Origin of the sequence: Nonomuraea sp. NPDC049750 (assembly GCF_040659625.1) — a bacterium.
Classification (GTDB): domain Bacteria; phylum Actinomycetota; class Actinomycetes; order Streptosporangiales; family Streptosporangiaceae; genus Nonomuraea.
Genome location: NZ_JBFANB010000017.1, coordinates 1 through 12,453, shown reverse-complemented (window position 1 = coordinate 12,453; position 12,453 = coordinate 1). Strand labels below are relative to the sequence as shown.

The 12,453-nt window shown below is 66.1% G+C and carries 15 protein-coding genes; 5 read left to right on the top strand and 10 right to left on the bottom strand.

What is annotated here, in order from left to right; all coding sequences use genetic code 11:
* Positions 1-46 precede the first annotated feature (46 nt).
* The 4 genes from AB0J16_RS35630 to AB0J16_RS35615 all read right to left on the bottom strand — a co-directional run bounded on the left by AB0J16_RS35630 (position 47) and on the right by AB0J16_RS35615 (position 3,864).
* Positions 47-1,288 (bottom strand): FAD-dependent oxidoreductase, encoded by a 1,242-nt coding sequence (locus tag AB0J16_RS35630; protein ID WP_358547833.1) that lies wholly within the window; start codon positions 1,286-1,288, stop codon positions 47-49.
* Positions 1,278-2,405, bottom strand: a complete 1,128-nt coding sequence (gene tal, locus AB0J16_RS35625) for a transaldolase (RefSeq protein ID WP_358547831.1) — start codon at positions 2,403-2,405, stop codon at positions 1,278-1,280. The genes AB0J16_RS35630 and tal overlap by 11 nt, the downstream gene beginning before the upstream one ends.
* A 173-nt stretch (positions 2,406-2,578) precedes the next feature.
* Positions 2,579-3,496 carry a slipin family protein gene (locus tag AB0J16_RS35620; protein ID WP_358547829.1) on the bottom strand — a complete coding sequence of 306 codons (918 nt, stop codon included), beginning with the start codon at positions 3,494-3,496 and terminating at the stop codon, positions 2,579-2,581.
* A 77-nt stretch (positions 3,497-3,573) separates the two neighbouring features.
* A complete protein-coding gene (locus AB0J16_RS35615; protein ID WP_358547826.1) occupies positions 3,574-3,864 on the bottom strand; it encodes a DUF3040 domain-containing protein in 291 nt (96 codons plus the stop codon).
* A gap of 187 nt (positions 3,865-4,051) precedes the next feature.
* Here AB0J16_RS35615 and AB0J16_RS35610 point away from each other — a divergent pair, with 187 nt between their 5' ends.
* From AB0J16_RS35610 to ctaD, 3 genes are all read left to right on the top strand, one after another.
* A complete protein-coding gene (locus AB0J16_RS35610) occupies positions 4,052-4,567 on the top strand; it encodes a MarR family winged helix-turn-helix transcriptional regulator (RefSeq protein WP_358547824.1) in 516 nt (171 codons plus the stop codon).
* Between the two features lie 292 nt (positions 4,568-4,859).
* Entirely contained in the window at positions 4,860-5,537 is a 678-nt protein-coding gene (locus AB0J16_RS35605; protein ID WP_358547821.1) for a hemerythrin domain-containing protein, read from the top strand.
* A gap of 5 nt (positions 5,538-5,542) precedes the next feature.
* Positions 5,543-7,183, top strand: coding sequence for a cytochrome c oxidase subunit I (gene ctaD / locus AB0J16_RS35600; protein WP_358547818.1), 1,641 nt, complete (start codon positions 5,543-5,545; stop codon positions 7,181-7,183).
* Between the two features lie 84 nt (positions 7,184-7,267).
* On the opposite strand, the gene AB0J16_RS35595 is transcribed toward ctaD, so the two are convergent.
* From AB0J16_RS35595 to AB0J16_RS35575, 5 genes are all read right to left on the bottom strand, one after another.
* On the bottom strand, positions 7,268-7,399 hold the full coding sequence (locus AB0J16_RS35595; protein ID WP_358547816.1) for a hypothetical protein: 132 nt from the start codon (positions 7,397-7,399) through the stop codon (positions 7,268-7,270).
* Positions 7,396-7,524, bottom strand: coding sequence for a DUF6245 family protein (locus AB0J16_RS35590; RefSeq protein ID WP_358547814.1), 129 nt, complete (start codon positions 7,522-7,524; stop codon positions 7,396-7,398). The genes AB0J16_RS35595 and AB0J16_RS35590 overlap by 4 nt, the downstream gene beginning before the upstream one ends.
* Positions 7,525-7,924: 400 nt before the next feature.
* Positions 7,925-8,563 (bottom strand): Tn3 family transposase, encoded by a 639-nt coding sequence (locus AB0J16_RS35585; RefSeq protein ID WP_358547812.1) that lies wholly within the window; start codon positions 8,561-8,563, stop codon positions 7,925-7,927.
* Positions 8,564-8,672: 109 nt separating this feature from the next.
* Positions 8,673-9,860 carry an IS701 family transposase gene (locus tag AB0J16_RS35580; RefSeq protein ID WP_358547810.1) on the bottom strand — a complete coding sequence of 396 codons (1,188 nt, stop codon included), beginning with the start codon at positions 9,858-9,860 and terminating at the stop codon, positions 8,673-8,675.
* Positions 9,861-9,961: 101 nt separating this feature from the next.
* Complete coding sequence (locus tag AB0J16_RS35575; protein WP_358547807.1) at positions 9,962-10,228, bottom strand: integrase core domain-containing protein; 267 nt, start codon at positions 10,226-10,228, stop codon at positions 9,962-9,964.
* A gap of 129 nt (positions 10,229-10,357) precedes the next feature.
* On the opposite strand from AB0J16_RS35575, the gene AB0J16_RS35570 reads away from it, so the two are divergent.
* Both AB0J16_RS35570 and AB0J16_RS35565 read left to right on the top strand, forming a co-directional pair.
* Positions 10,358-11,191: an IS5 family transposase gene (locus tag AB0J16_RS35570; protein ID WP_358547805.1), complete on the top strand. Its 834-nt coding sequence runs from the start codon at positions 10,358-10,360 to the stop codon at positions 11,189-11,191.
* A complete protein-coding gene (locus AB0J16_RS35565; protein WP_358547803.1) occupies positions 11,188-11,622 on the top strand; it encodes a hypothetical protein in 435 nt (144 codons plus the stop codon). Before AB0J16_RS35570 ends, AB0J16_RS35565 begins: the two co-directional genes overlap by 4 nt.
* Positions 11,623-11,668: 46 nt before the next feature.
* On the opposite strand, the gene AB0J16_RS35560 is transcribed toward AB0J16_RS35565, so the two are convergent.
* A partial coding sequence (locus tag AB0J16_RS35560; RefSeq protein WP_358547801.1) for an IS3 family transposase occupies positions 11,669-12,453 on the bottom strand: 785 nt, incomplete at its 5' end.

Genomic DNA, 12,453 nt, shown 5'->3' with positions numbered 1-12,453 from the left:
TTCGTGCGAGTTCCTGGATGGTTCAACGTCTTGACCCGCCGTTGGTTCAGGGCGAAGCGCCGACCAGCGAGCCCAGAGGTGTCCTGGGATCGCCCAGCGCGCTGGTGTCCACCCGTCCGCCCGCGCGCACGAGATCCTGGATGGCGTCGTTGACGTCCCAGATGTTGACGTTCATACCGGCCAGCACCCGCCCGCCGCGTAGCCAGAACGCGACGAACTGGCGTGCCTTGACGTCACCGCGGAAGATCACCTCGTCATATCCATCAGGTTCGACGTAGCCGGAATACTCCATTCCGAGGTCGTACTGATCGGTGAAGAAATACGGCAGCCGGTCGTAGCGGACGTCCTGGCCGAGCATGGCCTTGGCCGCGACCTGCGGTTGGTGCAGCGCGTTGGCCCAGTGCTCGACGCGGATGTGCTTACCCAGCAGATGGTGGAAGGCGTTGGCGACGTCGCCGGCGGCGTAGATGTCCAGGTCGGAGGTGCGTAGTCGCGCGGTAACTTGGACGCCGTTGTCCACCTTTAGCCCCGCGGAGAGCGCGAGCCCGCTGTTGGGGATGATGCCGATTCCGACGATGATCGCGTCGGCGTCGATCCGGGTGCCGTCGGCCAGCCGTACGCCCACGGCCTGGCCGCCGCGGCCGACGATCTCGGCGACCCGCACGCCGCAGCGCAGGTCGACCCCGCGCTCGCGGTGCAGGTCGGCGAAGACCTCGGCGACCTCGCGGCCGAGCACCCGCAGCAGCGGCAACTCCGCGCTCTCCAGGACGGTCACCTCGGCTCCGGCGGCGCGGGCGGCGGCCGCGGTCTCCAGCCCGATCCAGCCGGCGCCAATGATCGCGACCCGGGACGCGGTTGGGAAGACCGTCTTGAGCCGGTCGCTGTCTTCGACCCGGCGCAGGTAGAGCACACCATCCAGGTCGGCGCCCGGAATCGGTAGCTGCCGTGGGGAGGAGCCGGTGGCCAGCAGCAGCTTGGCGTAGCCGATCCGGCTGCCGTCGGACAGCCTCACCTCGTGCTCGGCGGGGTCGATGCCGGTGACCGCCGTGCCGAGGAGCAGATCGACGTCGTGCTCGCCGTACCACGGCTGCGGGTGGACGTAGATCTCCTCCCGCTCGGTGTGGCCCAGCAGGTAGCCCTTCGACAGCGGCGGCCGCTCGTAGGGGCGTTCGCTCTCCTCACCGACCAGCACGATCCGCCCCTGGAAGCCCTCCTCGCGCAGGGTCTGGGCGGCCTTGGCCCCCGCCAGACCTGCTCCGGCGATCAGGTACGTCATGTCAACGGCCATGTCCAGCACCTCTGTCGGTTGCTCGTAGGGTGATGGTCAGTTGCTCGCGCAGCCGGTCCCAGCTCGCCTCGAACGCGGCCACTCCCTCGTCTTCGAGCCTTTGCACGACGTCGTCGTAGTCGATGCCCAGCCGTCGCAGCCGCTCGAGTACCTGCTGGGCGTGCTGGTAGTGCCCGTGTACCGAGTCGGGCGGCACCTGGCCGTGGTCGGCGACCGCGCGCAAGGTGGCCTCGGGCATGGTGTTGACCACACCGGGCGCGACCAGATCGACCACGTAGCGCGTGTCGGGGAAGGCGGGGTCCTTGGTCGAGGTCGAGGCCCACAGCGGACGCGGCGGGCGCGCGCCCGCAGCGTCCAACGCCGTCCAGCGTGGCGAGGCGAGCACCTGCTCGTAGCGTTGATAGGCGAGCCGCGCGTTGGCCAGGGCGGCCTGGCCGCGCAGCCCGGCCGCCTCGACGGTCCCGATCTTGTCCAATCGCGCGTCGACCTCGGTGTCGAGGCGGGAGACAAAGAATGAGGCCACCGAGGCGAGCGCTGACAAATCCCGTCCGGCCCGCAGGGCGCGTTCCATCCCGTCGAGGAAGGCGTTCATCACCGCTTCGTACCGGGACAGGGAGAAGATCAGCGTGACGTTGACGCTGATTCCGTCGGCCAGGCACGCGGCGATCGCCGGCAACCCCTGACGAGCGGCCGGGATCTTGATGAACAGGTTGGGCCGGTCGACCAGCCACCACAGTGCGCGTGCCTCGGCGATCGTCGCCTCGGTGTTGTGGGCGAGTTGGGGGTCGACCTCGATCGACACCCGGCCGTCCACCCCATCGGTGGCGTCATAGACCGGCCGCAGAACATCGCAGGCGGCGCGGACGTCGAACGTGGTCAGCGCCCGCAGGGCCTCCGCGGCATCGACGCCACGCGCCGCCAGGTCGCTCATCTGTGCGTTGTAGGCATCACCGCGCGATATGGCTTTGGCGAAGATGGTGGGATTGGTGGTGACCCCCACCACGTGGTCCCGCGCGACCAGATCCGCCAAACTGCCTGAAACCAGCCGTTCCCGGCTCAGGTCGTCCAGCCAGATCGACACCCCGCGGGCAGTAAGTTCGGCTAGTGGATCGGCCATGGCATGGCTCCCTTTCCTTTCGTGCGGTGATCTACATCCGCTTTCGTTTAGGACTCCACCAGGGCCGCCAGACCTCTTATGACACCGACGCTACGCCGGTGGACGTCAAGCCGAGTTCAGGTGGTTTCCATGACGATGGAGGCCTTCGTCCACCTCCCAGGAAGCACTGAGACCTACCGTTCAGCCAGCACTCCGCTGGACGTGACAGGGTCAAGATGTTGGCTGTCTTGCAGAGGCCGCTCGACCGGTATGGACAGCTCCTCCGCTCGCGCGGCGATGGACGGCGGGGTGGACGTGCCAGTAGTGGCCGGCGCCGGGGCGGCCTCGGGCGGCGTCGCGCGTTCCAGGAAGCGGAGCAACTCGACGGGGAAGGGCAGGACAAGGGTGGAGTTCTTCTCGGCGGCGACTTCGACGACGGTCTGAAGCAGCCGCAACTGCAGCGCCGCGGGGTGCTCGGTCATCGTCTCGGCGGCCTGGGCCAGCTTCTCCGAGGCTTGGAGTTCGCCCTCGGCGGTGATGACCCGTGAGCGCCGTTCCCGTTCGGCTTCAGCCTGGCGTGACATGGATCGCTTCATCGTCTCGGGAAGGGCCACGTCCTTGATCTCGACACGGTCGATGTGCACGCCCCAGCCCACGGCCGGGCTGTCGATCATCAGCTCGAGGCCCTGATTGAGATGCTCCCGGTTGGACAGGAGATCGTCCAGCTCGCTCTTTCCGATGATCGAACGCAGCGAGGCCAGCGCGACCTGCTGGATGGCGGACTCGTAGTCCTGAACATCGACGATCACCCGCACCGGATCGATGACCCGGAAGTAGATGACGGCGTCCACCCGGACGGTCACGTTGTCGCGGGTGATGCCGTCCTGAGGGGGCACCGGCATGGTGATGATCTGCATGTTGACCTTGTGCAGCCGGTCGGCGATCGGCGCGATCAGCGTCAGCCCGGGACCGCGGATTTCGGCGCGGACCTGCCCGAACCGCAAGACGACGCCTCGTTCGAACTGTTTGATGACCCGGACACTCGCGCCGAGCACGATCGCCCCCAGCGTAAGGAGCGCGATCAGCGCGGAGATGACGATGATGTCGATCATTGCATCCTCCGATGCTCTGCCCTCAGCCGGCTTTATCGACGAGGGCCTTCTCTATCTCCTGCCGGGCGCCGTCGGCATCACGGCCGTCCACGGCTACTCTCCCGGCGGTGAGCGCGTGCGTAGCAGACCCACATGGTCAACGCGGCGAACAGCAAAGCGATGAACGGCGATCCGGCCAGCAGCAGAATCACCCCGAACACCGAACTGAAGACGAGCATGACCGTGTACGCCCGCCTGGACAGGTCAGGCGCCGCCGCCCGGCGCAGGCATCGCGCGTCGGTGTCGAAGGACTGGGCGAACTCAGGATCCTCGACCAGCAACCTGCGCTGGATCTCACGCAGTGCTTCGCGTTCGTAGTCGTCGAGCACGACACACCTCCAGGGCGCTGTCGCCAGGTGCGATCTCATCCTCCATCTACCTGGACATTTATATCGTAGCACGATATAAATGGAAGTCCAGACCCCGTTGCCGCAGGCACCCCGCACGTGTGGGAAGGTGCACTTATATCGCATCGCGATATGATTGTGAGAGATTCGAGAGAGGGGCGGCACGGTCGTGGAGGACGAAGCAACGCAACCCGAGCCCCTGACCAAGCAGGACTTCGAGGCGCTGGCCCGGTTCCGTTTCGGGATCCGCACCTATCTGCGCTTCAGCGAGGAGGCGGTGCGCGCTGCCGGCCTGACCCCGCAGCAATACCAGCTACTGCTGGCTCTGAAAGGGTTCCCCGGCCGCGACTGGGCGAGCGTACGGGAACTCGCCGACCGGCTGCTGTTGCGCCACCACAGCGTGGTCGAACTCATCAGCCGAGCGCACAAACAGGGCCTCGTACACCGGGGCGCGCATCCCAGCGACGGCCGGGCGGTGCGGGTGATGCTGACGCCCGAAGGCGAGCGCGTCATGGCGCGCCTGGGCGAGCTACACCGCGACGAACTGCGGCGCATGAACACCGCGATTCTCCCCCCGGTATGGGACAGCGACTCGCAGCCGGACACGCTGTCCCCCCATGCGGCGGCCCGGACGGAGTCCGCCCTACCACGCCACCGCGGCGATCTTGGCGGAGAACTGATCTAAGGCTCGGCCACGCGTCGTCGCCGGCGCGACGCACGCCTTTGGCGGTACGTAAAGGAACGGCATGGACAGGAATGACGCACCAGGCATCAGGGGAAGACGAGCGGCAAGGGCCGTGATCGCCACTCAGGGAGTGGTGCACCATGCACGCGTCGGGAAAGACCCAGGTGGACTGGCTCCACCGGGCCGCAAAGAGTAGGTCATTCCAGACGAACGCATGTATGGCCGGCGCACGCAAGCTGAACCACCAAGTTACGGCATCGGCCTCGCCCAGATCCGGTCAAAGGAAGCGACCATGAATACTCAGACCACGTTGACCATGGAACACGCTCACCTCCTGACCCAGATCACCGACCGAGCCCGGGTCGTCCTGCAGCTCGCCTCGCAAGACCGATGGCCCAGCCAGGAGCTGACGGCGCTGGCCCGCTATCTACGCGCGGAGCTCATCAGGCAGTTCACCGACGAAGAACGGCTACTCTTCCCCGCCCACGAAGCCACCCCCGAACTGTCCCGGCTGGCCCGCGACCACGCACGGCTGCGCGCCTGCGTGGACACCATCGCCGCCGCGGCCCGCGAGCGCGGCACCCGCTCCCCCGCCCAGATCGCCACCACCGTCCGCGACCTGCTCACCCAGCTACACAACCACCTCGCCACCGAGCAGGCCACCCTGACCGCGCCTGGCAGGCCGACGATCTCCACCGCCGCCCTCGGCGCCTGCCCGCACCGCTGGTATCCGCTCACCGAAGGCCCCACGATCGACCTGGACGCGCTGCCCGCCGAGCGGCTGCTCGATGCCATCGGCGACCGGCTGCACAGGCTGCCCCGCGGGGAACACCTCGACCTGTATTCCCGCACCGACCCGGGCAAACTCTGCGACGCCCTGGCGACCAGCCAAGACGACTACGGCTTCACCTTCCTGGCCTACGGGCCGGACCAGTGGCGGGTACGCGTCACCCGCCGACTCGAAAGGTGATCCGCATGGCCGTCACCGAGCACGTCACCTCTGCCGCCCTGACTCGCACCGCGAAGGGTCGGCTCCTGGTGTCCTGGCTATCATCGACGGACCACAAGGTCATCGGCTATCTCTACCTGATCACCTCATTCGGCTTCTTCCTGATCGGCGGGGCCATGGCCATGGTGATCCGGGCCGAGCTGACCCGGCCGGGACTGCAGTTCGTCACCACCGAGCAGTACAACCAGCTCTTCACCATGCACGGCACCATCATGCTGCTGCTGTTCGCCACCCCGCTGTTTGCCGGATTCACCAACGTCATCATGCCGCTGCAGATCGGCGCACCCGACGTGGCCTTCCCCCGCCTCAACGCGGTCAGCTACTGGCTGTTCCTGTTCGGCGGACTGATCGCCATCAGCGGGTTCATTACCCCAGGAGGCGCGGCAGCCTTCGGCTGGTTCGCCTACACACCCCTGTCCAGCGCGATCAGCTCGCCGGGAATCGGCGGCGACCTGTGGATCATGGGCTTGAGCCTGGCCGGTCTCGGCACGATCCTGGGATCCGTCAACTTCATCACCACGATCGTGGGCATGCGGGCGCCGGGCATGACCATGTTCCGGATGCCGATCTTCACCTGGAACGTGCTGCTGACCTCGATGATGGTGCTGATGGCCTTCCCCGTACTCGCCGCCGCACTGCTGGCCCTGGAAGCCGACCGGAAACTGGGCACGCACATCTACGACGCGAGCAACGGCGGCGCGATGCTCTGGCAGCACCTGTTCTGGTTCTTCGGCCACCCCGAGGTCTACATCATCGCGCTGCCGTTCTTCGGCATCATCACCGAGGTCCTCCCGGTCTTCAGCCGCAAGCCCGTATTCGGCTACATCGGGCTGGTGTCGGCCACGATCGCGATCGCCGGACTATCGATGACCGTGTGGGCGCACCACATGTTCGGCACGGGCCAGGTGCTGCTGCCGTTCTTCTCGTTCATGAGCTTCCTCATCGCAGTGCCCACCGGGGTGAAATTCTTCAACTGGACCGGCACCATGTGGCGAGGACATCTCAGCTTCGAAACCCCGATGCTGTTCGCGCTCGGCTTTTTGATCACCTTCCTGTTCGGCGGACTAACCGGCGTGATTATGGCCTCCCCGCCGCTGGACTTCCACGTCACCGACAGCTACTTCGTGGTCGCGCACTTCCACTACGTCGTGTTCGGAACCGTGGTGTTCGCGATGTTCGCCGGCTTCTACTTCTGGTGGCCGAAAATGACGGGCAGGCTACTCAACGAGACCTGGGGAAAGCTTCACTTCTGGACGCTGTTCGTCGGCTTCCACACCACCTTCCTGATCCAGCACTGGCTCGGCGCACTCGGCATGCCCCGGCGTTACGCCGACTACAGCCCCGCCGACGGCTTCACCACGCTCAACGCCGTATCATCAGCGGGCGCATTCCTGCTCGGGGCGTCCACACTGCCCTTCCTCTACAACGTCTGGCGCACAGCACGCGGCGCGCGCCGCCCACTGCCGGATGACCCCTGGGGATTCGGCAACTCACTGGAGTGGGCCACCTCGTGCCCGCCACCGCGGCACAACTTCACCGCCCTCCCGCGCATCCGATCCGAACGCCCCGCCTTCGACCTCCACTACCCACACGAGCCCCCGAGCTGATCTGTATGGCTCTTCCCAGGTCCCCTTCTCGTACGGTTGACCCGCCGATACTTGGTGATCAACTGCGATGACGCCGATGCGGCTCTAGCAGTCACTCCTCCCCGAGGACGGTGTGCAGACGAGCATGTCGAGCAGGATGTCGATGTTGCCGATCGCATGGACAAAGCACTCGCGGGCGGCTTCTATCGCCGCGACGTGCCCCGCGGCCTGCTTCACGCTGGGCACCTGACCTGCCGCGACAACGCCGGGCAACCGATCGAGCCCTCGGCAGCTTGCGCGGCGGCCACCGGAATGGGACCGGTGCTCGGGTCCTGGGCGATCAGCCGTAGTGGCCCGAGCACCCGCAGCGTCTGCCACTGCAGGAAGCCGGTCAGCTTGACCGGGTGTCAGTGACGCCCACGCTGACCAGCTGCTGATCGTGCGCCTCGGCCAGGTCCACCGCGCCGTCGGCGAGCGTCTCGGCGAGCATCGCCTCGACCTGAGCCGCTCCGAGCAGCGTTGGCCAGCCGCACCTGGTAGCGCCGGTGGCCGAGCCGGGCCTGTTCGGCCTCGTGTTCAGCCTGGCTGCCCTTCCCCTTGTATATGCCCAAGGCCATCAGGGCGGCAGCCAGCTGCTGCACGGAGGCGGACTGCTCCGAACGGGGCGTGGCGGCGCTCATGGCGCTCACCGTAGTGCCGCCGGAATCCCGGCGGGGACATATCCGGGCAACTGCCGGTTCACCGCTCGATCGCGACGCACGCTCAGGCCGGGCCGGCGGGGAACAACACGCGCGACTCCAGGTCCAGACGGGTCACCGGAGCCTGCTCCGGCGGGGTCAGGTTGATGATCCAGTTGCCGAACCAGCGGACGGTGTGGGTGATGTAAGGGGAGACAGTGGCCAGGTCGTCAACGTCCACACTCTCGCCCTCGGCGGCGAGCTGGTTGGCAGCGTCGGTGATGTCGCAGGCGGTCGAGTAGATCACACAATTCGCGATCAGCTCGTTAAATTTGATCACCTTCTCCTGGTAGTCGGGGTCGTTGTGGCCGATCAGCTTGCCGCCGAACATCAGCCAGTCGGCGAAGCCGTGGAAGGCTTCGGTGCGGTTGGTGATCGCGGTGATCTGCTCGCGAAGCTCGGGCTGCGACAGATAGCGCAGCAGCGTGATCGTGCGGATCGCCCGCCCCAGCTCGCGAAAGGCCCGATACAGCCGGTTCTTTCGCGAGTGGTTGCCCAGGCGGCGCAGCAGCGTCACCGATGACAACCGGCTCTCCCGGATGGAGATCGCGGTACGCAGCAAGTCCGTCCAATGCGTCTGGATCAGCGCCCAGGCGATCACCTCCTGCCCGAACAACGGCTCGATGTGGGTGTTGTCAATCCCCTTCAAATAGAGCTTGGTCATGGTCCTCGACCAAGGTCGATGAGGTCATGCGAGTCACGGTGGCAGGCTGGGCATCGCCACAGCATGGCGATCAGCGTGGTCTGGAGATGGGACACGACCTGGTAGAGGTTCAGGCCGTGTGCGTTCCTTTTGGGTTGAGGCGCTGTTCCAGGCAGAACAGGTGGGCTGCCGAGACGAGGGTGACATGGTGGTGGAATCCGGCGTAACCACGGCCTTCGTAGTCGCCCAGGCCGAGGGCCTGTTCCATTTCGCGGTAGTCGGTCTCGATGGACCAGCGGCTGGTCGCATGCTTGACCAGCGTCGATAGCGGAGTGTCGGCGGGCAGGTCGGTGATCCAGGCGCGAAAGATCTCCGTGTCGTGCTGGTGTCGCCAGTGGACCAGTAACAAGTGCTTGGGCAGCAGACGGTGCTCGGTGTTCGCGATATAGCCTCGTTCGATGATCCCGGCGATGTGCACCGGGATGGCGACGAACCACCCCGTACGAGCCGGGTGATTCGTCGTCTTGCGGCGGTAGACGAACTGGCGCGCCCGGTACTGGTTGGCGCGGGCTAGTTGGCTGACTCCGATGGCGGGCCGGCGCTTGGCCCAGGGGCTGATCGGCGCTCCGGTGGCCGGCAGGACGGTCGTGTCGCCGTTGACCGCCACCAGCCAGCGGATATCGCGCTGGGTGAGTCCGTTGCGGAAGGCGACGTTGGTGCCGTAATCGCTGTCAGCGATGATCAGGGACGGCCTCAGTCCCCATCCGGCGGCCTCGTCCACTAACTCCAGTGCGATCTGTTGTTTGGTGCGATGCACGAGTGCGGGCGGGATGCCGCTCGTGGTCCGGCGTTCAGGATCGTCGGCCCATGCCTGCGGGATGAATAACCGCCAATGCAGAGGGGTGGAGCCGAGGTCGGACACGGCGTGTATCGAGACGGCGACCTGGCACAGGTGCTGCCCCCGTTCGCCGCAGTGCTGCACGATCGCTCCCGCGGTGCCGTGGCCGTAGCGGACGAAGGGGTGGTCGTCGATCAGCCACGCCGCTGGATCGATCACCGCGACTGCTCGCGCGGCGATCCGACGCATCACATCGGTGTAGTTCCAGGTGGACTGAGCCATGAAGTGGCCGAGGTTCTGCCGGGGCAGGCCCAACCGGCCGGCCATCGGCTCCACCGATTTCCGTTTTCCGTCGAGCATCAGCCCGCGCAGATACTGCTGGCCGTATCTGCGTTGGCCCTGGTAGCCGAGGTACTTGAAGATGTCACGGGTGAACTCCGTGAGATCCTCATTCAGCGCTTCGACAGCTTGTAAGTCCATGCACCTACGGTGACCCCGCCGGACAAGGCCGTTCAGCTACACCTATACCGCTGAACAGATCGGGGACCATGACCAAGCCCTGTCAAAGCGTGGAGACGGTCCTATGCCACAGCGGCCCTCAGCAGGGCCGTTGATGCTTGCCTCTTCTCGATCATCTGACGCTCGAATGTGACAGGCGGCAGCCCGTCGTTGGCACCGTGCCTGCGCTTGACGTTGTAGAAGTCCGCGATCCAGGTCGCAATCTTCAGCCGGGCCTCCGCGCGAGTGCGGAAGTGGTGGCGGTGCACGAACTCGACCTTCAGGGTGCTGTTGAGCGATTCGGCGGCTCCGTTGTCGAGCGCGCACCCGACCCGGCCCATCGACTGCACCACCCCATGCTTGCGGCATTCGGCCTGAGAGGGCGGATCGCGAGCCGATACCCCTGATGCCACAGTGTGATCGAGTGAATCTGTAGCGTTATGCCTGGCTGGTGAGCGTGGATATGCTGGGATGGCCGGGTGAGTGAGCGCAAGCCGTACGCCAGCGACTTATCCGATGAGCGGTGGACCCTGATCGAACCGGTGATCACCGCGTGGAAGGCCTCCCACCCCTCCGTCAGCGGCCACCAGGGAAAATATGAAATGCGGGAGATCGTTAACGCGCTGCTGTACCAGAGCCGGACCGGCTGCCAGTGGAGCCTGCTGCCCCACGACCTGCCCCCGCGTAGCGCGGTCATGTACTACTACAACCTCTGGCGCGCCGATGGCACCGACAAGGCCATCCACGACCTGCTGCGCTTCCAAATCCGGGAGAAAAAGAGACGATTAGCCGACCCGAGCCTGGTCGTGCTCGACACCCAGAGCAAGCACGCCGCGGCAGGAGTCCCCGCCACCACGACCGGCAAGGACGCGGCCAAGAAGGTACCCGGCCGCAAGCGGGGCCTGGCCGTGGACGTGCTGGGCCTGGTCATCGCGGTGGTGGTCGCCGCGGCCTCGATCCACGACAACGCCATCGGCAACGCGCTGCTGGACCGTGTCGTCGCCAACACCGGCGGCACGGTGACCAAAGCACTGGTCGATCAAGGATTCAAGAACACCCTCGTCGCCCACGGCGCCGACCTGGGGATCGACGTCGAGGTCGTCCAACGCAACCCCGCCGACCAGGGGTTCGTCCCACAGCCCAAACGGTGGGTCGTCGAGCAGACCTACGGGATCTTGGACCTGCACCGCCGCCTGGTCCGCGACTACGAACACGATCCGGCCAGTTCCGAATCGCGGGTGTACTGGGCGATGACCGACGTGATGACCCGCCGGCTGACCAGCACCTCCACCCCCACCTGGCGCCTCACGTGAACGCCCTCGACCCCGACCCCGGCACCTGGCTGCTGGACCGGATCGACGCCCACGAGAAGACCCTCACCAGCCAGATCGAACAGGCCCACGCCCAGATCGAGGAGCTGACCGGCCGCCTGCGGGAACTCGACCAGGACCTCGATCACCTCCGGATCACCCGCAAGACCCTGCTCGTCCTGGCCACCGCGCCCGATCCGGCACCGCCGCCGCCACCGACTCCCATGGTCCCCGACCATCCCGCCTACCAGCAGATCCTCACCCTCATGATCGGCACCGGCCAGCCCACACGGGCACGTGACCTCTGCCTGGCCCTGGACCTGCCCCTGGAGCGGAAGAACATCGAGAACACCCGCGCCAAACTTAAACGCCTGGTCAGCCTGGGCGTTCTCGTGGAAATCGAGCCGGGATTGTTCGCTCAGCCGCGTCCGTAGCCCGGCCACGAGTCCGTGACCAGCTCTCCTCCTGCAGCGCAAGCGATCAAAGGGACATCAGCTCACGATCCGCCCTCTGATAGCGGGCGGCGGTATATTCCGAGCCGCGATCCGAATGGAAGATCACCCCGTCCACGTCGCCGCCGCGCGTGACCACGGCCATCTGCAACGACGCGACCGTCAGCGCCGCGTCATGGTGCTCGGACATGGCATAACCGAGCAGCCGACGAGAGAACAAGTCCTCGACGGAGGCCAAGTACAGTGGCCCCTCATCGGTGACGATCATCGTGACGTCGCCGACCCACAGCACGTCCGCAGCGGCCGCGGTGAACTTCCGGCGCACCAGATCCGGCGCGGCCGGCCGCTTGCCCTGCCGGGTCAGCGAGCGCGGCTTCTTCGGTCTCCGCCCGGCCAGGCCGAGCTCGGCCATCCGCTTGGCCACGGTGTTCTCCGACAGTTTCCAGCCCTCGGCTCTGAGGTCCTGGGTGATGCGTGGGGACCCGTAGGTGCCGCCGGAGGCGGCGAAGTGTCGTTTGATCTCCTCGTCCAGGTGGGTGCGCCGCTCTTGCCGAGCCGTTGGCCTGCGGTTCTTCCATTTGTAGAACCACGAGGACGAAACACCCAGCGCCCGGAAGCTGATCTTGTGGGGGACACCAAACTCGGTCCTTTGGGACTCGATGAACTCCACCACGGTCATCGGTTCAGCGAGTCCTTGACCCATAGGACCACGGATCGTTTGAGGACTGTGAGACTGAAGAGGCACCGCCCGACAAGCCAGGGTCTGACCCAGTTTGAGACTGGCCGGCGTGCCTTGGTGATGACCTGTCGCCC